The organism is Arthrobacter sp. TJ-265, from assembly GCF_058269135.1.
In genome coordinates this window covers 928,492-947,924 of sequence record NZ_JBZCND010000001.1, presented here as the reverse complement: position 1 = coordinate 947,924, position 19,433 = coordinate 928,492, and the positions used below count along the sequence as shown (strand labels likewise).

The following is a 19,433-nucleotide window of genomic DNA, read 5'->3' as shown; positions in this document are numbered from 1 at the left end:
GTCACGCCGTGACGGGCTCCTCGTACTTGGGGAACACCGGCGTCGGCGCGGGGAGGGGCGTCCCCGGTTCGATCCGCTCGTCCAGGGCGGTGAAGAGCCGGCGGGCGTCGTCGCTCGCGTCCCCCTGGCCGAGGGCCGTGAGGATCCGCGCGGCGCTGGTCGGCATGACCGGCTGGGCGAGGACGGCGACCACGCGGAGCACCTCCAGCGTCACGTAGAGCACGGTCGCCATGCGCTCCGGATCCGTCTTCCGCAGCACCCACGGCTGCTGGTCGGCGAAGTACGCGTTCGTCTCGCCGAGGACGGTCCACACGGCCTCGAGGGCGCGGGAGAACTCCTGCTTCCCGTACGCGGCACGGCTCGTGTCGAGCAGTGCGTGTGCCCTGTCGAGGATCGCCGTGTCGGCGGGGGCGAACTCCCCCGGCTGCGGCACGGCGCCCCCGCAGTTCTTCGCGACCATCGACAGCGACCGCTGCGCGAGGTTCCCGAAGTTGTTGGCGAGGTCGGAGTTCATGCGCCCCACCACGGCCTCGTGGCTGTAGGAGCCGTCCGCACCGAACGGCACCTCGCGGAGGAGGAAGAAGCGCACCTGGTCCAGGCCGTACTGGTCCACCCAGTCGGCCGGCGCCACGGTGTTGCCGAGCGACTTCGACATCTTCACGCCCTTGTTGTGCAGGAACCCGTGGATCATGACGCGCTTGGGGACCTCGAGCCCGGCGGACAGCAGGAAGGCCGGCCAGTAGATGGCGTGGAAGCGGGAGATGTCCTTGCCGATCACGTGGACGTCCGCGGGCCAGAACTTCCGGAAGCGCTCGGACGCGGTATCGGGGAAGCCGATGCCGGTCAGGTAGTTGGTGAGTGCGTCCACCCAGACGTACATGACGTGCCGGGGGTTGCCGGGCACCGGGACGCCCCAGTCGAAGGTGGTGCGGCTGATGGACAGGTCCTCGAGGCCGCGGCGCACGAAGGAGATGACCTCGTTGAAGCGGGACTGGGGCGCACCGAACTCGGGCTGCGCCTCGTAGAGGTCCAGCAGCTTCTGCTGGTAGGCCGAGAGCCGGAAGAAGTAGCTCTCCTCCTCGGTCCAGGTGACCTCGGTGTCGGTCTCCGTCGCATACCGCACGCCGTCCTCGCGGACCTCCGTCTCGTCCTCGCCCCAGAACGATTCGTCGCGCACCGAGTACCAGCCGGCGTACTTGTCGAGGTAGATGTCGCCGTTGGCCTCCATCCGCTTCCAGATCTCGGTCGCGGCGGCGTAGTGGTCCTCGTCCGTGGTGCGGATGAAGCGGTCGTAGGAGGTGCCGACGACGTCGTTCATGTCCCGGAACGCCTGCGCATTACGGGTGGCGAGCTCCCGGACCGGGACGCCCTCCTTGTCCGCGGACTGCTGCATCTTCAGCCCGTGCTCGTCGGTGCCCGTCAGGTACATGACGTCGTAGCCGTCGAGGCGCTTGAAACGGGCCATGGCGTCCACGGCGATCGTCTCGTAGGCGTGGCCGATGTGCGGCACGCCGTTGGGGTAGGAGATGGCCGTGGTGATGTAGAACGAGGGCTTCTCGTCGGCTGCGGGAGTCACCCTATGAAATTACCCCGCGCGGACCGCATTTGCCCAAGCGTGCAGCGCAGGTCAGCACCTCAGGCGGTCCCCACGGCGTCGAGCCCCAGCACCGCGTGGACCCCCCAGGTCTGGTTCGCGATCTGCGTGACCCGGAGGTCGACGACGGCACTCGCCAGGGCCAGCGCGGCTTTCCGTTCCAGCCCGTGCAGGTGCTGCAGCCAGGTGAGCATGGCACCGAGCGCCTCCGCCGTCGCCCGGTTGAGGTCCGCGTCGAAGCCGAAGGTGATCCGTGCGGTCGCCGTCACCGCATGGATGCCGGGGACGGGGGCGTCGCGGAGGACGTCGACGGTGACCGTCGTCGTCATGCCGCACTCGATGGCGGTGCCGCCCACCTCGCCGTCGCCCTGGGCGGCGTGCCCGTCGCCGAGGTGGAGAAGGGCGCCGGGCACCGTCACCGGGAGGAAGAGCGTGGATCCTGCCGTGAGTTCCCGGCAGTCGATGTTCCCGCCGCCCTCCGCGCGCGGCGGGGTGGTCGAGTGCTCGCCCGGCTCCGCCGGCGGCAGCCCCACCACGCCGAGGAAGGGCGCCAGCCGGACGACGTGCCCGTGCTGGTTGGTGCCGGTCCCGGCCACCCGGTCGAGGTCCCAGAGCAGCCACGCGGGCTCCGCCCCGTCGAGGCCGAGGCTCCGCGCGAAGGCGTCGTCCCGCCGACCGGCCACCGTGAAGCCCCAGTCCGCGGGCTCCAGCGCGTCGAAGCGCACCGCGAGGACGTCGCCGGGTACGGTCCCGGCGACGTCGATCGGCCCGGTGAGGGCGTGGCCGCGCCGGTCCGGGAAGCGGTAGGGCGTCACCGCCCCCGGCGTGGCCTGCCGCTCGAGGTGGCCGGACGCGTCGAGGGACTCGACGACCACGCGGTCGCCGGGTTCGATCCTCAGCACGGGCGGGGTGCCCCGCGACAGGACCTGCGTGGCGGTCGCCTGCGTCGCCGGGAGATGGTGGGTGGGCATGCTCGTCCTCTCGCGGGTGCCGGCACTCAGTCCTGCAGGTCCACTTCCCGCGCCACGGTGGCACCGATCTCGGTCCGGATGGCGTCCAGGACGTCCTGCGGCACCGCGCTGTCCACGGTGAGGAGGGACAACGCCTGGCCGCCCTCCTTGTTCCGGGCCACCTGCATGCCGGCGATGTTGATGTCCCGCTCGCCGAGGAGCCGGCCGAGGGCGCCGATCACGCCGGGGCGGTCGGTGTAGAGGAGCACGAGGAGGTGCTCGCTGATGGGGATCTCGAGGTCGTAGCCGTTGACGCCCACGAGCTTCTCCACCTGCTTCGGTCCCGTGAGCGTCCCGGCCACCGAGATCTGGCTGCCGTCGGACAGCGCCCCGCGGAGCCTGAGCACGTTGCGGTACTCCTCGGACTCGGGCGTGGTGATCAGGCGCGAGGTGATGCCGCGCTGCTCGGCCAGGATGGGCGCGTTGACGTAGGACACCTGCTCGGAGACGACGTCGGTGAAGACGCCCTTGAGGGCGGCCAGTTCCAGGGCCTTGACGTCGAGGGACGCGATCTCGCCCGCCACCTCGATGTCGATCTGCGTCAGGGAGGCGTGCGTGAGGGCCGTGAATATCCGGCCGAGCTTCTCCATGAGCGGGATGCCGGGCCGCACGGCCGGATCAATCACGCCGCCGGCCACGTTGACGGCGTCGGGCACGAGCTCCCCCGCGAGGGCGAGCCGCACCGATTTCGCCACGGAGATCCCGGCCTTCTCCTGGGCCTCCTCCGTCGACGCCCCGAGGTGGGGGGTCACCACGACGCTGTCGTGCGCGAAGAAGGGGAGGTCGGTGCTGGGCTCCCGGACGAAGACGTCGACGCCGGCGCCGGCGATCCGCCCCTGCTCCAGCGCGGTGTGGAGGGCCTCCTCGTCGACCAGCCCGCCCCGGGCCACGTTGACGACGTAGGCGGTGTCCTTCATGAGCGCGAAGGCGTCGGCGCCGAGCATCCCGACGGTCTCGGGGGTCTTGGGCATGTGGATGGTGACGAAGTCGGACTCGCGGAGCAGTTCCTCGAGGGACACGAGGCGCACCCCGAGCTGGGCGGCCCGGGCCGAGGTCACGTAGGGGTCGTAGGCGAGGATCTGCGTGCCGAAGCCCTGCAGGCGGGCCGCGACGAGGGCCCCGATCCGGCCGAGGCCGATGATGCCGATGTTCTTCTCGTAAAGTTCCGTGCCCGAGTACTTCGAGCGCTTCCACTCCCCCGCCTTGAGTGCCGCGCTGGCCTGCGGGATGTTCCGCGCGAGGCTGAGGATGTGGCCGACGGTCAGTTCGGCGGCGGAGATGATGTTCGACGTCGGGGCGTTCACGACCATGACGCCGGCCTGCGTGGCGGCCTTGATGTCCACGTTGTCCAGGCCCACCCCCGCGCGGGCGATGACCTTCAGCTTCGGCGCGGCCCGGATGGCTTCCTCGTCCATGCGGGTGGCCGAGCGGACGAGGACGGCGTCGACGTCGGCCAGCGCGCCGAGCAGCTGGGAGCGGTCGGCGCCGTCGGTGCTGCGGATCTCGAAGTCGGGGCCCAGCGCGTCGACGGTGGCGGGCGAGAGTTCTTCGGCGAGGAGGACGACGGGCTTGGTCACTGGGGGTTCCTTCGGGGTGGGCGGGAGTGCGGACGGGGCGGGACGGACCGTGCTCGGAGGCGGACACAGGTCCGGCAGGACACCTGCTCGTCGCTGAGCATCGAACACGTGTCCTGCCGGGACGGGGGCGGGCGGCGCTAGCGCGCTACGGAGCCCTCGGTGTAGTCGTCGTTCGTCTTGATCCACGAGAAGAGCTTGCGGAGCTCCCGGCCCGTGCTCTCGATCGGGTGGTCCTCGCCCTTCTTGCGGAGTGCGGTGAACTCGGGCGCACCGGCGTCCTGGTCGTCGATGAACCGCTTGGCGAAGGCACCGTTCTGGATGTCCGCGAGGACGGCCTTCATGTTCTCCTTCACCTCGGGCGTGATGACGCGGGGCCCGGAGACGTAGTCGCCGTACTCGGCGGTGTCGGAGACGCTCCAGCGCTGCTTGGCGATGCCGCCCTCGACCATGAGGTCGACGATGAGCTTGAGCTCGTGCAGCACCTCGAAGTACGCGACCTCCGGCTTGTAGCCGGCCTCGGTCAGCGTCTCGAACCCGTACTGGATGAGCTGCGAAGCGCCACCGCAGAGCACGGCCTGCTCGCCGAAGAGGTCCGTCTCGGTCTCCTCGGTGAACGTGGTCTCGATGACGCCCGCGCGGGTGCCGCCGATCGCCTTCGCGTAGGACAGCGCCAGGTCGCGGGCCTTGCCCGAGGCATCCTGCTCGACCGCGATGAGGTCGGGGACGCCGCGGCCGGCCTCGAACTCGCGGCGGACGATGTGCCCGGGGCCCTTGGGTGCCACGAGGGCGACGTCGACGTCTGCCGGCGGCTGGATGTAGCCGTAGCGGATGTTGAAGCCGTGCCCGAAGAACAGGGCGTCGCCGGCCTGCAGGTTCGGCGCGATCTCGTCCTTGTACACGTGCCGCTGCACCTGGTCCGGGGTGAGGACCATGATGAGGTCCGCCTCCGCGGTCGCCTCGGCCACGGAGAGCACCCGCAGGCCCTCGGCCTCGGCCTTCGCACGCGACGCCGAGCCCTCCTTCAGTCCGACGCGCACATCGACGCCGGAGTCCCGCAGGCTCAACGCGTGGGCGTGGCCCTGGCTGCCGTAGCCGATGACGGCCACGGTGCGGCCCTGGATGATCGAAAGATCTGCATCGTCGTCATAGAACATCTCGGTCACGGGTGTTTTCTCCTTGGGGTGGATGCTGCTGGAAAGGTCTGGTGGGTCGGGGGTCAGGCGCTGCGCAGCGCGCGGTCGCTCATCGACTTGGCGCCCCGGCCGATCGCGAGCGTGCCCGACTGCACGATCTCGCGGATACCGAACGGCTCGAGGACGGACAGGAGCGCCGCGAGCTTCTCGGCCGTGCCCGTCGCCTCGATGATCAGCGAGTCGATCGCCACGTCGACGACGGACGCGCGGAACAGGTCCGCGGCCTGGGTCACCTGGAGGCGCGTGGCGGCGTCGGCCCTGACCTTGATCAGGACGTGGTCGCGCTGCACGGACTGCTCGGTGGTCAGCTCGACGATCTTGATGACGTTGATGAGCTTGTTCAGCTGCTTGGTGACCTGCTCGAGGAGATCGCCCTCGGCTTCCACCACAACGGTGATGCGGGACATGCCCGCGACCTCGGTCGGTCCGACGGCGAGGGAGTTGATGTTGAACGCGCGCCGCGCGAACAGGCTGGCGACGCGGGTCAGGACGCCGGGGACGTCCTCGACGAGCACGGACAGGGTATGGCGTGCCATGGTCAGTCCTCCTGTTCCCAGGTCGGGGTCATGTTGCGGGCGATCTGGATGAGGTCGTTGCTGACGCCCGAGGGCACCATCGGCCACACCATGGAGTCGCGGCTGACCACGAAGTCGATGACGACGGGGCGGTCGTTGATCGCCAGCGCCTGCTCGATGGTGGCGTCGATGTCCTCGTCCCGCTCGCACCGCAGGCCCACGCAGCCGTACGCGTCGGCGAGCTTCACGAAGTCCGGCACGCGGACGGTGTCATGGCCCGTGTTGAGGTCGGTGTTGGAGTAGCGGCCCTCGTAGAAGAGGGTCTGCCACTGCCGGACCATGCCGAGCGAGGAGTTGTTGATGACCGCGACCTTGATGGGGATGTTGTTGATGACGCAGGTGGCCAGCTCCTGGTTGGTCATCTGGAAGCAGCCGTCGCCGTCGATGGCCCAGACCACGCGATCCGGATTGCCCACCTTGGCGCCCATGGCGGCCGGGACGGAGTAGCCCATGGTGCCGAGGCCGCCGGAGTTGAGCCAGGCGTGCGGGCGCTCGTACTGGATGAACTGTGCGGCCCACATCTGGTGCTGGCCGACGCCGGAGACGAAGACGCCCTCGGGTCCGGTCAGCTCGCCGATGCGCTTGATGACCTGCTGCGGGGCCGACAGGCCGTCGTCGGGCCGGGTGAAGCCCACCGGGTAGGTCTCGCGGAGGTGGTCGATGGTCCTCCACCAGGCGGAGATGTCCGGACGCTCCTGCGCCGCGAAGGACTCGCGGACGGCGGCGGTCAGTTCGGGGATGATCTCCTTCACCGAGCCGACGATCGGCACGTCGGCCGCGCGGTTCTTGGAGATCTCGGCCGGGTCGATGTCGGCGTGGATCACCTTCGCGTGCGGCGCGAAGCTCGCGAGCACGCCGGTCACGCGGTCGTCGAACCGCGCACCGAGCGTGATCAGCAGGTCCGCCTGCTGGAGCGCGGTGACGGCCGAGACCGAGCCGTGCATGCCCGGCATGCCGACGTGCTGCTGATGGGAGTCGGGGAAGACGCCGCGGGCCATGAGGGTGGTGACCACGGGCGCGCCGACGAGCTCGGCGAGCTCCCGCAGTTCCTGGGAGGCGTGCCCCTTGACCACGCCACCGCCCACGTAGAAGACGGGACGCTGCGATCCGCTGATCAGCCGTGCGGCCTCACGGACCTGCTTGGCGTGTCCGCGCAGCACGGGCCGGTAGCCGGGGATGTCGATCCGGGGCGGCCAGGAGAAGGTCATCGACGACTGCTGGGCGTCCTTGGCGATGTCCACGAGCACCGGGCCCGGGCGGCCGGTGGTGGCGATGTGGAACGCCTCGGCGAGCACGCGGGGGATGTCCTGGGCGTTGGTGACGAGGTAGGAGTGCTTGGTGATCGGCATGGTGATGCCGACGATGTCCGCCTCCTGGAAGGCGTCGGAGCCGATGAACGCGCTCGAGACCTGGCCGGTGATGGCCACCATGGGGACGGAGTCCATGTGCGCGTCCGCGATGGCGGTCACGAGATTGGTGGCACCCGGTCCCGAGGTCGCGATGCACACGCCGGGACGGCCGGTGACCATGGCGTAGCCCTGGGCCGCGTGGCCGGCTCCCTGCTCGTGCCGGACGAGGATGTGCCGGAGCTTCGTGGACGCCAGGAGGGGATCGTAGGTGGGGAGGATGGCTCCGCCGGGAAGGCCGAAGACGTCGTCGACGCCGAGTTCCTCGAGGGAGCGGACGATCGCCGCCGATCCGAGCATCTCGGTGGGGGCCACGACCCGGTTGGGGCCGCGGACGGAGCTCGCCGGAGCGACGGGCGCCGACTCGCGCGCGGGTGCTGCGGGAGGTGCTGGCCTTGCTGCCAACAGCGCTGGGCTGATGGGCGATCCCTTGGACATCTCAGACTTCCTTTGGAACGTTCGCTGCACTGCTGCAGCTGTGACTGCGGGCTTCCGCGCACTCTTCTGTATTGACGGGTTGTGTCAACAAAAAAACCCCTCAGCCTGGTGGGGCTCTACGAGGGGTTGCGCGTGACTGCAGTCGTCTACAAGACGGGCTTCAGGCCACGCGCTGCATAAGAATGACGACTACGGGTTCGGGCTGCATACCTGTAGTTTCCACGCCCCCGGGAAAGGGTGTCAACCGGACCCCTTCCCGTCTCACATTATGGACAAGCAGTCCAGTTAGTGGACATTAACCCCTGGGCCGGGGCCCACCGGGAGGTCGCGACTTCCCGGCGGGTGGGGCCTCAGCCGCAGTAGGCCCCTTCGGAGGCCGAGTGGACGAGCTTGGCGTACTTCGCCAGGACGCCCTTGGTGTAGCGGGCGGGAAGGGGCTCCCAGCCGATCCTGCGCTCCTCGAGCTCGGCGTCGTCGACCAGGAGGTCGAAGCTCTTCGCGGCGATGTCCACGCGGATGCGGTCGCCGTCGCGCACGAAGGCGATGGGTCCGCCGTCCACGGCCTCCGGCGCCACGTGCCCGATGCAGAGGCCCGTGGTGCCGCCGGAGAAGCGGCCGTCGGTCAGCAGCAGCACGTCCTTGCCCAGGCCGGCGCCCTTGATCGCGCCGGTGATGGCGAGCATCTCCCGCATGCCGGGGCCGCCCTTCGGGCCTTCGTAGCGGATGACGACGACGTCCCCTGCGTGGATCTGCCCGGCGTCGAGCGCGTCCAGGGCGCCCTGCTCGCGCTCGAACACGCGTGCCGTTCCCTCGAAGATGTCGGCGTCGAACCCGGCGCTCTTCACCACGGCGCCCTCAGGGGCCATGGACCCGTGCAGGATGGTGATACCGCCGGTCTTGTGCAGCGGGTTGTCGAGGGCCCGGAGGATCTTGCCGTCGAGATCCGGCGGATCGATGTCCGCGAGATTCTCCGCGAGCGTCTTGCCGGTAACGGTGAGGCAGTCGCCGTGCAGCAGTCCGGCGTCGAGCAGTGCCTTCATGATCACGGGGACGCCGCCCACCTTGTCGACGTCGAACATGACGTAGCGGCCGAACGGCTTGAGGTCGCCGAGGTGCGGGATCGTGTCGCCGATCCGGCTGAAGTCGTCGAGGCTCAGGTCCACCTCGGCCTCGCGGGCGATGGCGAGCAGGTGCAGGACGGCGTTCGTGGAGCCGCCGAAGGCCATGGTGACGGCGATGGCGTTCTCGAAGGCCTTCTTGGTCATGATGTCGCGCGCCGTGATGCCGAGACGCAGGAGGTTGACGACAGCCTCGCCGGACTTCTGAGCGAATGCGTCGCGTCGGCGATCGACGGAGGGAGGGGCAGCGGACCCGGGCAGTGACATTCCGAGGGCCTCGCCGATGCAGGCCATGGTGTTGGCGGTGTACATACCGCCGCACGCGCCTTCCCCGGGACAGACAGCGCGTTCGATACTGTCGAGGTCCTTCAGGCTCATCGTGCCTGCTGCACAGGCTCCCACGGCCTCGAAGGCGTCGATCAGGGTGACTTCCTTCTCGGTGCCGTCCTCGAGCTTGGCGAAGCCCGGCATGATGGTGCCCGCGTAGAGGAACACGGAGGCGAGGTCGAGGCGGGCGGCCGCCATGAGCATGCCCGGCAGGGACTTGTCGCAGCCGGCAAGGAGCACGGACCCGTCGATGCGCTCGGCCTGCATGACGGTCTCGACCGAGTCCGCGATGACCTCCCGGGAGACGAGGGAGAAGTGCATGCCCTCGTGTCCCATGGAGATGCCGTCGGAGACGGAGATGGTGCCGAACTGCATGGGGAACCCGCCCGCGGAGTGGACGCCTTCCTTGGCACCCTGGGCCAGACGGTTCAGGGAGAGATTGCAGGGGGTGATCTCGTTCCAGGAACTCGCGACGCCGACCTGCGGTTTCGCGAAGTCGTCGTCTCCCATGCCCACCGCACGAAGCATCCCGCGTGAGGGGGCCGCGTGGATGCCGTCGGTGACGATACGGCTTCTTGGCTTGATGTCTGGGGTGGTGTCCGCGCTCATAGGGGAGAGTCTAGGCCCGCGTCGCGGGCAGGTTTCGCCATGTGACCGGCCTGTTACAGCCGTCCGCGGGCCCGGTGGCGGCGGGCCCGCACGTGCGCGCCGTGCCTCGTCCGGCAGGCGTCCGCTCCGGTACAGTGTGGACTTCGCGGGCGAATCGACAGCCCGCCGGGCGCACCGCGAGCAGTCCCGTGAGGGGCCGAGTCCGACAGCCTCCTACCGCAATGGCCGTGATATGACCCCCGATGAGCCCTCCTCCAGCCGACCGCTCGACGGCGGGCAGGGCCTGAAGAACGCCCTGCGCAGGGTCTTCGACTCGCAGATCCCCAACTACGGCGATTACAACCTCGTGTTCGCGGTGCAGGCCGCCGCGCCCGGCGCCCGGACGGCCTACGTCGTGGGGTACCGGTGGAAGCCGGCCGAACTGATGATCGCCCCGGTGGACCTCGCCGGTATCACGGGCGCCGGCGTACCCGTCGAGGTCAACATGACCAACCTGGCGCACGCGCTGCAGTGGGACGAGGACGGCAGCTTCGAGGTGGGGACCAGCACCGGTCGGATCTTCCGGTTCGGCGTGACGGCGGCTCCCGTGCTCGACGTCGGCCCCGGCACGGCCCTGCTCCTCGCCCAGCACGACGACGTGACGGACTTCACATCCTTCATGGCGGCCTTCATCAGCATGGCCTGAGCGCCTGCCGGCACGCCGCAGGGCGGCAGGCCCGTCCTGTCCGTCAGGGGCGTCAGGTCCAGGGCCCGCGCCGCACGAGGTTGGCCGGTTCCGCACCCCGGCCGAGCAGCTCGACCTGCCGGCGGAGCAGCGCGAGGATCCGGGGCGGGAAGGCCCCGGTGTTGCCGCCGACGTGCGGGGTGATGATCACCCCCGGCGCGCTCCACAGCGGGTGCCCCGCGGGCAGCGGTTCCGGGTCGACGACGTCGAGCGCCGCCCGTAGCCGGCCCGCCAGCACCTCGCGGGTCAGCGCCGCGGTGTCGACGACGGCGCCGCGGGCGACGTTGACGACGAGTGCGCCGTCGGGCAGGGCCGCGAGCACCTCCGCCCCGATCAGCCCGCGTGTGGCGTCCGTGAGCGGCGTGATCACGATGACGACGTCGTGCTCCGGTGCGAGCCGGACGAGTTCGTCGCTGCCGTGGACGTGGCCCAGGGCGTCGTCGCGCGCCGAACTGCCGACGCGCGTGACGATCGCCTCGAACGTCTCGAGCCTCCGGCGGATCTCCTCGCCGATCCCGCCGACGCCCACCAGCAGGACCCGCCGGTCCGCGAGGCCCGGGTAGCGTGCGCTGTGCCAGCGACCCTCGGCCTGCTGCCGCACGGCGTCGTCGATCCCGCGCAACGACGCGAGGGCGAGGCCGACGGCGAGTTCGGCCGTGGCCGCCGCATGGACGCCGGCAGCCGTGGCGATGGCGACGCCGGGGCCGACGAGGTCCGCCACGCCGTCGTAGCCCGTGGACTGTGTCTGCACGATCTTGAGGTTCGGGGCGGCGTCGAGCGCCCCGTCGAGGTGCGCGCGGCCAGTGTACGGGAGGACGACGGCGTCGAGGTCGGCCGGGTCGCAGCCCTCGGGCGGCGTGTGGAAGTCCCAGAGCACGACGTCGACGCCCGGCGAGACGCCGGACAGGGCGTCCCGCAGATCGGCGGACGGGACGCTGAGGATGCGGACGGTAAGGGGCGCCGTGGCGGCGGGGGTCGTCATGGCGCCAGCCTAGCGCCGCCCCGGCGCCGGGATCCGCCGGACCCTCCGGTGCGGCATCGATCCCCCGGTTTCAGGTTTCGGGCAAAGTGCTGGTAGAGTTTCATGCTGTTGCGGATGACCCGGACGGCATGAGGAAGCCGGGAAAACGTTACGCACCTCTAGCTCAATTGGCAGAGCAATTGACTCTTAATCAATGGGTTTCGGGTTCAAGTCCCGAGGGGTGCACATCGAAGCCCCGCCCTTCAGGTCTCGCCGCCTGGGGGGCGGGGTTTCGTTTCTTTTAAGCGGCTCCCTCGTCCTCGTGGGGCAGCAACGGCCGGGCCTACGATGGACGCGTGAACGATATCCTCTCCTTCGCCGGGAGCTACTGGTGGCTGGTCTTCCCGCTCTCGGGTGTTTTCGCCATCTGGGGCAAGTCCTTCTCCGAGGCGACGGAGCGGCGGCACCAGCGCAAGATGGAGCTGTACCGGTTGAAGCATCCCGCCGGCCTTCCGGCGCCGCTCGAGGCCCCGACGCCCGCGGCGAGGAAGGCCGTCCCGACGAGGAGCCAGGGCGACCACGTACGGCGCATGCACGACGAGGTCGACCGCAAGTGGCTGGCCTACGAACTCGATGCCGCGAAGCTCATCGACTACCCGATGATGACCGACGTCCGCGAGCCGCTCACCGTGGCGTTCCTCCGGGCCAAGCGGGAGGCGGACTCGCTGCGGCCGGAGGACCCCGCCTCGATGACGCCCGAGGACCTCGCGGCGTACCGCTCCGCCGTCACCTCCTACGACGTCGCCTTCCAGATCGCCGAGACCGAGGCCCGGCGGGTCCGTGCCAGCGGATTCACCGCCGAGGAGCGGCAGCGGCTGGAGACGGCACGCCGGCTCGTGACCGTGGCCATCGACGACGCCGCCACGGCGGCGGAGCGCCAGACCGCCTACCGCCGCGCCCGCCGTGAGCTCGACGGCCTGATCGTGCTGCCGGACGCCACGGTCAGCTCACTGGAGGAGAAGGTCGCCGGGGCGATCGGACAGCGGCCGGAGCCCCCACCGCCCTGAGGTCCGTGGGGCCCTTCCCGGTTCCGCTCCCGGGGACGATAATCGGTCCGTCCAGCACAAGGGAGTGGCCGGCGAGCCACCCGACGAGAGGCGACCTCATGGCAGCGACGATCAACACGTATCTCAGCTTCAAGGACACGGCGAGGGAGGCCATGGCCTTCTACCAGTCCGTGTTCGGCGGCGAGCTCACCAGCAGCACCTTCGCGGACTACCAGGTGAGCGAGGATCCGGGAGAGCAGGACAAGATCATGCACTCCATGCTCACCACCCCGTCGGGGCAGGTCCTGATGGCGGCCGACACCCCCAACAGCATGGAATACACCGCTCCCGCCGGACACTCGCTGTCGATCAGCGGCGACGACGAGCAGGAGCTCCGCGGCTACTGGGACGCCCTCGCGGGCAGCGGCACCGAGGTGATGCCCCTCGCGCCGTCGCCCTGGGGCGGCAGCTTCGGCATGTGCGTGGACCGCTTCGGGATCAGCTGGATGGTGAACATCGCCGGGGCGTCCGGGAACGACGGCGCGCAGGCGGCGGGCCAGGGATCGGCACGGGAGACGGTACAGGGCTAGCCCCGTGAACCGGCCCGCATAGGCACAACCGGCGGCGGTGCCCCCGCAGGGACACCGCCGCCGGATCCGGCCTACCTGGACGCTTCCTTGTTCACGTCCGTCGGCGAGTCGTACTCGCGGTCGGGCAGGTTCCCGAGGGCGTCGAGGACCGTGTCCTCGGCCCCCTTGTCCTTCGCGTGCTTCACGAGGTCGTCCTTGGACGCCGGGTAGTCCATGCCGCCCAGGGCCTTCTGGATGTCGATCGGGCTCGGATCTGCCATGTGGTGCTCCTTCGGTTCGGGTGTATCCGGTCGGGTTGCTGGTGGTGCCTGCCGGTGCCGAAGCACCGTCACTGGTCCAGGATCTCCTGGGCAGCGTCTGTGTCACGGTGGACCACCGTGGTGGGGGCCTCCAGGTGCACGGCCCCGGAGGGGATGATGCCGGCGCCGCCGTAGCGCTCCATGACGCGCCACTGGGCGGCCACGTCCTCCCCTGCGTGCTCGGACGGCAATCGGTCCCAGAAGTCGAATCCGCCGCAGTCCACGAGGGCGCGGCGGTCGAAGAGCACGCAGCCGCCCACCCATGCGACACGGTAGAGCCGCCACTGGCCGGGCGGGATGGCGAGCTCGGCGGCGGCGTGGGCCAGGTTGGCCGCGTTGTGCAGCGGCCAGCGGTCGAAGCCGTCGGTCCCCGGGCGGACGCGCTCGGGCTGCACCTCGTTGTCCGGCCAGAGGACGAGCTCGCCCCGCTCGTGCGGCCGGGAGTCGTCGAGGTAGGACAGGCCCTGCACCGCGGAGCCCACGAACCCGCACCCGGTGGCCCGCAGCGCCCGGTTCATGCGGTCCAGCGCTCCGGGCTCGAGCCAGATGTCGTTGTCCAGGAAGAGGACGGACGGGGCCTCGGCCAGTCCCAGCAGGTAGCTCCGGTGCTCGGCGAGTCCCCGGCGCGGCAGATGGCGTTCCAGCCGGACCGGCCGGCCCTGCGCCTCGAGGACCCGCACCATCGCGCGGACGGCCGGCTGGTCGAGGGCGGCGGCCCCCTCGGTCTGGTCGCTGAGGATGACGCGGAACGCCGGCCCCGCCTGCGCGGCGAGGCCCGCGAGCGTCACCGCGAGTTCCGCGGGACGCCCGAACGAGGGGATCAGCACGTCCACCTCGGGCTCCTCCCCCGGAGGCTTCAGCGCCCACTCCCCCGACCACTGCGACGTCACGGCGCCTCACCCGCCGAGGGCGTGGCGCGGATCCGGCGGACCACCTCCGCGGTGGAGCGTTCGGGGACGTAGTCGAGGATGCTGACGCGTCCGCCGCAGGCCTCCACGGCGGGCGCTTCCTCCAGCATCTGCGCGGTGTAATCACCGCCCTTGGCGTAGACGTCGGGCTTCAGCAGTTCGATCAGCGGGACGAGGGTGTCCGTCGCGAAGACCGTGACGTAGTCGACGCAGCTGAGGGAGGCGATGACGCCCGCGCGGTCGGCGATCGGGTTGATGGGGCGGTCCGGACCCTTGAGCCGGCGCACGCCGTCGTCGTCGTTCAGGGCGACCACGAGGACGTCCCCGAGCTGCTTCGCCTGGTTGAGGTAGCGCGTGTGTCCGCGGTGGAGCACGTCGAAGCAGCCGTTCGTGAGGACGATCCGCTTGCCCGCGGCGCGGTCCGCCTCCACCTTCCGCAGCAGCTCGTCCGTGGCGAGGGCGGTGTCCGCGAACTGCTGCAGGTGGCCCGTCAGGTCCGCCGTCGTGCACACGGACGTGCCGGGACGGTGGACGACGACGTCCGCCGCGGCCTGCGCGAGGTCCAGGCTCGTCGTGAGGGGCAGTCCGGCGGCGCGGGCTGCGGTGAGGCTCGCCACGAACGTGTCCCCCGCACCGGAGGCCTGCCGCTCGGTGGCGGGCTTGGCATACGTGCGGTGCTCCTCGCCGTCCGGCCCGAGCAGGACCGTGCCGTCGCGGTCCAGCGTCACGACGACGTTCACCGCGTTGGTCGCCGTGAGCAGTTCGCTGCGGCGCGCCGCGACGGCGGCGGCGCGATCGGTCCGGGTATCCAGGCGCATGCCGAGGACCTGGGCGGTCTCCTGCGCGTTCGGGGTGACGATGTCCGGGTGCAGGGCGGACCACGCCGCGGTGTCGTGGGCGTCGACCACGACCACCGCACCGGGATCGAGGGTCGCGCGGCGCGCCAGGGCGGCACGGACCTCCCCGTCGAGCGCCCCCGAGCCGTAGTCGCAGACGATGATCGCGTCGGCGCCCGTCACGGCGTCGGGGATCCGCGCGGCCAGGGCGGCGATCGAGGCCGGAGGCAGTCCGTCAGAGGTGTCGTCGAGCCGCAGCATCACCTGGTCCCCGGCGAGGATGCGGTACTTGGTGGTGGTGGAGACGCGCGGGTCCTGGACGAGGTCGGTGGTGTCCACGCCCGCGTCCGCCAGGATGTCGCGCAGGCGGCGGCCGGCGTCGTCGTCCCCGATCAACCCGCACATCCGCACGCGGGCGCCGAGCGCCGCGAGGTTCACGGCCGTGTTCGCCGCACCCCCGGCGGCGTACTCGCGGCGCGCGATGTCGACCACCGGGGCGGGTGCCTCCCGGCAGAAGCGCTCGATGGTGCCGCTCCACCAGCCGTCCAGCATCGCGTCCCCTACCACGGTGACGGACGGAGCGCGATCGGCGATGGCAGCGGGCACCCAGGCCGCGAGCCCACGCACCTGCGCCAGATCCGCCGTGCCGTCCCGATCCGAGGGCGCGGCGTCGGCGGGGTGGCGCTGCAGGGCGTCGTCCATCAGCCCTCCTGCGGTGGAGCGCTGATGTGCACGACCTTCACGAGGGAGAACTCGTCCAGCAGTTCGGGGCCGTAGCCGAATCCCGCCCCGCTGATGCCGCGGGGCTGCGCGGAACCGCCCGGAGCGCCCCCGAACACCGCGTTGACCTTGACGGTGCCGACGGCGAGCCCGGCGATGGCCCGCTGGGCGTGGGCGATGCTCCCGGTCAGGACGGACGCGGCGAGCCCGTACGGGCCGGCGGCAGCGAGGCGCAGGGCGTCGTCGAAGCTGTCGACGACGGTCACCGGCGCCACCGGGCCGAAGGTCTCCTCCGTCATGACGGTCATGGTCCCGGTGCACTCCGAGAGCACCGTGGCCGGGTAGTGGGCACCCGGCCCGTCGGGTACGGCGCCGCCCTCGAGGCACACGGCGCCCTGCTCGAGGGCCTCGCCGACCTGCCCCTCGACGGCGTCCCGCATGCGGCGGTCCACGAGCGGGGGGAAGGACCCGCTCGCATTCCGGCTGCGGGCCTCGGCCGCGAGGGCGGCGAGGAACGGCTCCGCGATCGGCCTGCACACGTAGATCCGTTCCACCGAGGTGCAGATCTGCCCGGCGTTGGCGAAGGCGCCGAGTGCCGCCTGGCCGGCCGCCCACACCGGGTCGACGTCGGCGTCGACGATCAGGGGGTCTTTGCCGCCGTTCTCACGGATGACGTGGGCGTCGGTGAGGACCGCCGCCCGGGCGATCCTGGCGCCGGTGTCACTGGAGCCCACGTGCGCCACCACGTCGACATCCGTCTCCGTGGTGAGCTGCTGCCCCACCGCGGCGCCGCCCGTCAGGGTGACGAGGACGCCGTCCGGGAACGCCGGCTGGAGCAACCGGCCGAGGAGCTCGCCCACGTGCGGGCAGCGTTCGCTGGGCTTGTGGATCACCGTGTTGCCCGTGACGAGCGCCGCCCCGATCAGGCCGGCCGCCACCGCCACGGGGTCGTTCCAGGGTGTCAGGAGGACCGCGACGCCCCGCGGCTCGGCCACCGTGTAGTCGGTGGCCGTGACGGCCCCGCGCAGGCTGAGCCCGCGGTGGACGGGACCGAGTTCCGCGTACTGCTCGAGCGTGGAGATGGCCGCCTCGACGCCACCGAGCGCGTCCTCGGGCGGCTTGCCCGTCTCCCGGGTGTTGAGGTCGGCCAGTTCCCGGGCGCCGTCGCGCAGCGCCGCGGCCGCCCGCCGCAGGGCGGAGCCGCGCTCCGCCGGGCTCGTTGCCGCCCACTCCGGCTGCACGGACCGGGACAGGGCGACGGCGAGCGAGACCTGCTCCCGCACGGCGCAGGGCAGGGTGCCCACCGCGCTGCCGTCCCGGGGATCGACGATGGTGATGGACTCGTCGCCGAGCACGTCGGGCATCGTGGGTGTCTGGGAGTTGATGGGCATGGTGCTCCTCGAGGTCGAAGGCCGTAACGGCTGATCTACTCATCCCGTACCCGGCTTCCGCGCGTTCACACAGGCGGAGGGCCGCTTTCTCTCCTCCGTCCCGCAGCCATCAGCACGCTTAGCATATGGTGGCAGGAGGAGTGGGACCGGCCTTTTCCTTCGACGGGAAACAGCTGGACAGCGGTGGGTCGCAGGACTCGGCAGACGGACGGAGAGGACATCCATGCGGGACGGCACGACGGCGGATTTCGGCGGGCGGCAGGACACGGCGCGGGCGGTGGGCCCCGTGCTCGAACCGTTCCGGGACATCCGGCGGATCGCCGTCCTGCGCGGGGGCGGGCTCGGGGACCTCATGTTCGCGATGCCTGCGATCTCCGCCCTGGGGGCCCGCTACCCCGACGCCGTGATCACCCTGCTCGGCATGCCCGGCCACGCAGCCCTGCTCCAGGGCAGGCCGGGACCGGTGTCCTCGGTCGTGGAGCTGCCCGTCGCCCCCGGTGTCCGCCCCGGGGACGAGGATCCGGGAGCGGTGGACGCCTTCTTCGACGGGGTCCGGGGGTCCTTCGACCTCGCCGTCCAGCTGCACGGTGGCGGCCGCAACTCGAACCCGTTCCTCCTGCGGCTGGAGGCCCGCCACACGGTCGGCACCCGCACGCCGGACGCCGTGGCGCTGGAACGCACCATCCCCTACGTCTACTACCAGCACGAGGTGTTCCGTGCCCTCGAGGTCGTGGGGCTGGCCGGGGCCTCACCCCTCGGCCTGGAACCGCGGGTGACGGTCCTCCCGGAGGAGGTGGACCGGGCGGCGCAGCTGACCGGCGCGGGCGCCGTCGTCGCCCTGCATCCCGGCGCCACGGATCCGCGCCGCCGGTGGCCGCCGTCGTCGTTCGCGGAGGTCGCGGTGCGCGCGGCCGCAGACGGCTGCCAGGTGGTGGTGGTCGGGGACGCGACGGACGTGCCGGCGGCGGAGGAGATCGTCCGCCTGGCGCTCGCGCAGGATCCGGCGGCGGACGTCCGGTCGCTCGCGGGGCAGCTCTCGCTCGGTGAGCTGGCCGGCATGCTCCACCGCAGCGCCGTCCTGGTCGGCAACGACAGCGGGCCCCGGCACCTGGCACAGGCCGTCGGGACGCCCACGGTCGGCGTGTACTGGCTCGGCAACGTGATCAACGCGGGGGCCATCGGGCGGACCCTGCACCGCGTGCACTTCTCCTGGATGACTCATTGCCCGGTGTGCGGCGTGGACATCACCCAGGTGGGCTGGACGGCGGAACGCTGCGAGCACGATGACTCGATCGTCGCCACCGTCCAGCCCGGGGCCGTCTACGCGGACGTCGCCGAACTCAGGGCCACGAGCCTTCTTCTGCGTGGGCGATGACCATCTCGCGGATCTCGCAGCTCCTGGGCTGTGAGAGCGCGAAGAGGATCGCCTCGGCGACGCGCTCGGGATCGTTCAGGCGGGAGTCGTCCTGCGGCTTGTACTGCTCGTCGCGGTCGTCGAAGAAGCGCGTCTTCATGCCGCCGGGGATGATCGTCGTGACACCGATCTGCCCGGCGGTCTCCGCGGCGAGGGCCTGGGAGAAGCCCATGACCCCGAACTTCGAGGCGCAGTAGGCCGTCGCGTCGCCCACGGCCTTGATGCCGAGGGTCGAGGCGATGGTGACCACGCGGCCGTGGGTCTTCTTGAGGTACGGCAGGGCGGCGCGGGCGGTGGATGCCGTCCCCATCAGGTTCACGCCGATCACCTTCTCCCACTGGTCGGCGGGCACGGTGTCGAGCGCACCGCACCGGTCGATCCCGGCGGCCGTGACGACGGCGTCGAGCCCGTCCATCATCTCCGCGGCCTCACGGACCGCGGCCTCGACGGCCTCGCGGTCCGCGACGTCGACCTCGAAGGCCTTGACGCCGGTGACGCGGCTGATGTCGCGGTCAAGCACCACGGGGGTGCCGCCGGCGGCGAGGACGCCCTGGACGATGGCCGCGCCGAGACCGGAGCCTCCGCCGGTCACCAGGACGCGCCCCGGGTTGAAGCCGTTGCCGGTCGTGGTGGTCATGGTGTTCTCCGTCATGGTGTTCTCGGTCATGTGCGTTCCTTTCGTAGCTTGCATGGGGCC

The 19,433-nt window shown here is 70.9% G+C and carries 17 protein-coding genes and 1 tRNA gene; 5 read left to right on the top strand and 13 right to left on the bottom strand.

Going from position 1 to position 19,433, the window contains the following annotated elements; translation table 11 throughout:
* Position 1 precedes the first annotated feature (1 nt).
* The 7 genes from metG to ilvD form a co-directional block, all read right to left on the bottom strand.
* Positions 2-1,576, bottom strand: coding sequence for a methionine--tRNA ligase (gene metG, locus AC4D2E_RS04535; RefSeq protein WP_104165522.1), 1,575 nt, complete (start codon positions 1,574-1,576; stop codon positions 2-4).
* Positions 1,577-1,635: 59 nt separating this feature from the next.
* A complete protein-coding gene (locus tag AC4D2E_RS04530; protein WP_490951785.1) occupies positions 1,636-2,565 on the bottom strand; it encodes an acetamidase/formamidase family protein in 930 nt (309 codons plus the stop codon).
* A gap of 26 nt (positions 2,566-2,591) precedes the next feature.
* Complete coding sequence (gene serA, locus AC4D2E_RS04525) at positions 2,592-4,181, bottom strand: phosphoglycerate dehydrogenase (RefSeq protein WP_490909557.1); 1,590 nt, start codon at positions 4,179-4,181, stop codon at positions 2,592-2,594.
* A gap of 137 nt (positions 4,182-4,318) precedes the next feature.
* Complete coding sequence (ilvC, locus tag AC4D2E_RS04520; RefSeq protein WP_104165528.1) at positions 4,319-5,344, bottom strand: ketol-acid reductoisomerase; 1,026 nt, start codon at positions 5,342-5,344, stop codon at positions 4,319-4,321.
* 53 nt (positions 5,345-5,397) lie between these two features.
* Positions 5,398-5,910, bottom strand: coding sequence for an acetolactate synthase small subunit (ilvN, locus tag AC4D2E_RS04515; protein WP_104165529.1), 513 nt, complete (start codon positions 5,908-5,910; stop codon positions 5,398-5,400).
* 2 nt (positions 5,911-5,912) lie between these two features.
* Positions 5,913-7,793: an acetolactate synthase large subunit gene (locus tag AC4D2E_RS04510; RefSeq protein WP_104165531.1), complete on the bottom strand. Its 1,881-nt coding sequence runs from the start codon at positions 7,791-7,793 to the stop codon at positions 5,913-5,915.
* Between the two features lie 350 nt (positions 7,794-8,143).
* Positions 8,144-9,847, bottom strand: a complete 1,704-nt coding sequence (gene ilvD, locus AC4D2E_RS04505; protein WP_490909558.1) for a dihydroxy-acid dehydratase — start codon at positions 9,845-9,847, stop codon at positions 8,144-8,146.
* Between the two features lie 232 nt (positions 9,848-10,079).
* Here ilvD and AC4D2E_RS04500 point away from each other — a divergent pair, with 232 nt between their 5' ends.
* Complete coding sequence (locus AC4D2E_RS04500; RefSeq protein ID WP_104165534.1) at positions 10,080-10,532, top strand: hypothetical protein; 453 nt, start codon at positions 10,080-10,082, stop codon at positions 10,530-10,532.
* A gap of 52 nt (positions 10,533-10,584) precedes the next feature.
* On the opposite strand, the gene AC4D2E_RS04495 is transcribed toward AC4D2E_RS04500, so the two are convergent.
* Positions 10,585-11,553 carry a 2-hydroxyacid dehydrogenase gene (locus tag AC4D2E_RS04495; protein WP_490951784.1) on the bottom strand — a complete coding sequence of 323 codons (969 nt, stop codon included), beginning with the start codon at positions 11,551-11,553 and terminating at the stop codon, positions 10,585-10,587.
* A gap of 152 nt (positions 11,554-11,705) precedes the next feature.
* Here AC4D2E_RS04495 and AC4D2E_RS04490 point away from each other — a divergent pair.
* The 3 genes from AC4D2E_RS04490 to AC4D2E_RS04480 all read left to right on the top strand — a co-directional run bounded on the left by AC4D2E_RS04490 (position 11,706) and on the right by AC4D2E_RS04480 (position 13,168).
* Positions 11,706-11,778 (top strand) — tRNA-Lys (locus tag AC4D2E_RS04490).
* A 110-nt stretch (positions 11,779-11,888) separates the two neighbouring features.
* The gene (locus tag AC4D2E_RS04485; protein ID WP_490951783.1) at positions 11,889-12,599 is read left to right on the top strand and encodes a hypothetical protein; all 711 of its coding nucleotides are present in this window, start codon (positions 11,889-11,891) and stop codon (positions 12,597-12,599) included.
* 98 nt (positions 12,600-12,697) lie between these two features.
* Positions 12,698-13,168: a VOC family protein gene (locus AC4D2E_RS04480; protein WP_490951782.1), complete on the top strand. Its 471-nt coding sequence runs from the start codon at positions 12,698-12,700 to the stop codon at positions 13,166-13,168.
* Positions 13,169-13,239: 71 nt separating this feature from the next.
* On the opposite strand, the gene AC4D2E_RS04475 is transcribed toward AC4D2E_RS04480, so the two are convergent.
* From AC4D2E_RS04475 to AC4D2E_RS04460, 4 genes are all read right to left on the bottom strand, one after another.
* On the bottom strand, positions 13,240-13,428 hold the full coding sequence (locus AC4D2E_RS04475) for a DUF2795 domain-containing protein (RefSeq protein ID WP_490951781.1): 189 nt from the start codon (positions 13,426-13,428) through the stop codon (positions 13,240-13,242).
* 68 nt (positions 13,429-13,496) lie between these two features.
* Entirely contained in the window at positions 13,497-14,357 is an 861-nt protein-coding gene (locus AC4D2E_RS04470) for a glycosyltransferase family 2 protein (RefSeq protein WP_490951780.1), read from the bottom strand.
* A complete protein-coding gene (locus tag AC4D2E_RS04465) occupies positions 14,354-15,913 on the bottom strand; it encodes a PfkB family carbohydrate kinase (protein ID WP_490951779.1) in 1,560 nt (519 codons plus the stop codon). The genes AC4D2E_RS04470 and AC4D2E_RS04465 overlap by 4 nt, the downstream gene beginning before the upstream one ends.
* Positions 15,913-17,322 carry an aldehyde dehydrogenase family protein gene (locus AC4D2E_RS04460; protein WP_490951778.1) on the bottom strand — a complete coding sequence of 470 codons (1,410 nt, stop codon included), beginning with the start codon at positions 17,320-17,322 and terminating at the stop codon, positions 15,913-15,915. Before AC4D2E_RS04460 ends, AC4D2E_RS04465 begins: the two co-directional genes overlap by 1 nt.
* Positions 17,323-17,545: 223 nt before the next feature.
* On the opposite strand from AC4D2E_RS04460, the gene AC4D2E_RS04455 reads away from it, so the two are divergent.
* A complete protein-coding gene (locus tag AC4D2E_RS04455) occupies positions 17,546-18,697 on the top strand; it encodes a glycosyltransferase family 9 protein (protein WP_490951777.1) in 1,152 nt (383 codons plus the stop codon).
* Here AC4D2E_RS04455 and AC4D2E_RS04450 read toward each other — a convergent pair.
* The gene (locus AC4D2E_RS04450; RefSeq protein ID WP_104166716.1) at positions 18,663-19,373 is read right to left on the bottom strand and encodes an SDR family oxidoreductase; all 711 of its coding nucleotides are present in this window, start codon (positions 19,371-19,373) and stop codon (positions 18,663-18,665) included. The genes AC4D2E_RS04455 and AC4D2E_RS04450 overlap by 35 nt on opposite strands.
* Positions 19,374-19,433: the final 60 nt, after the last annotated feature.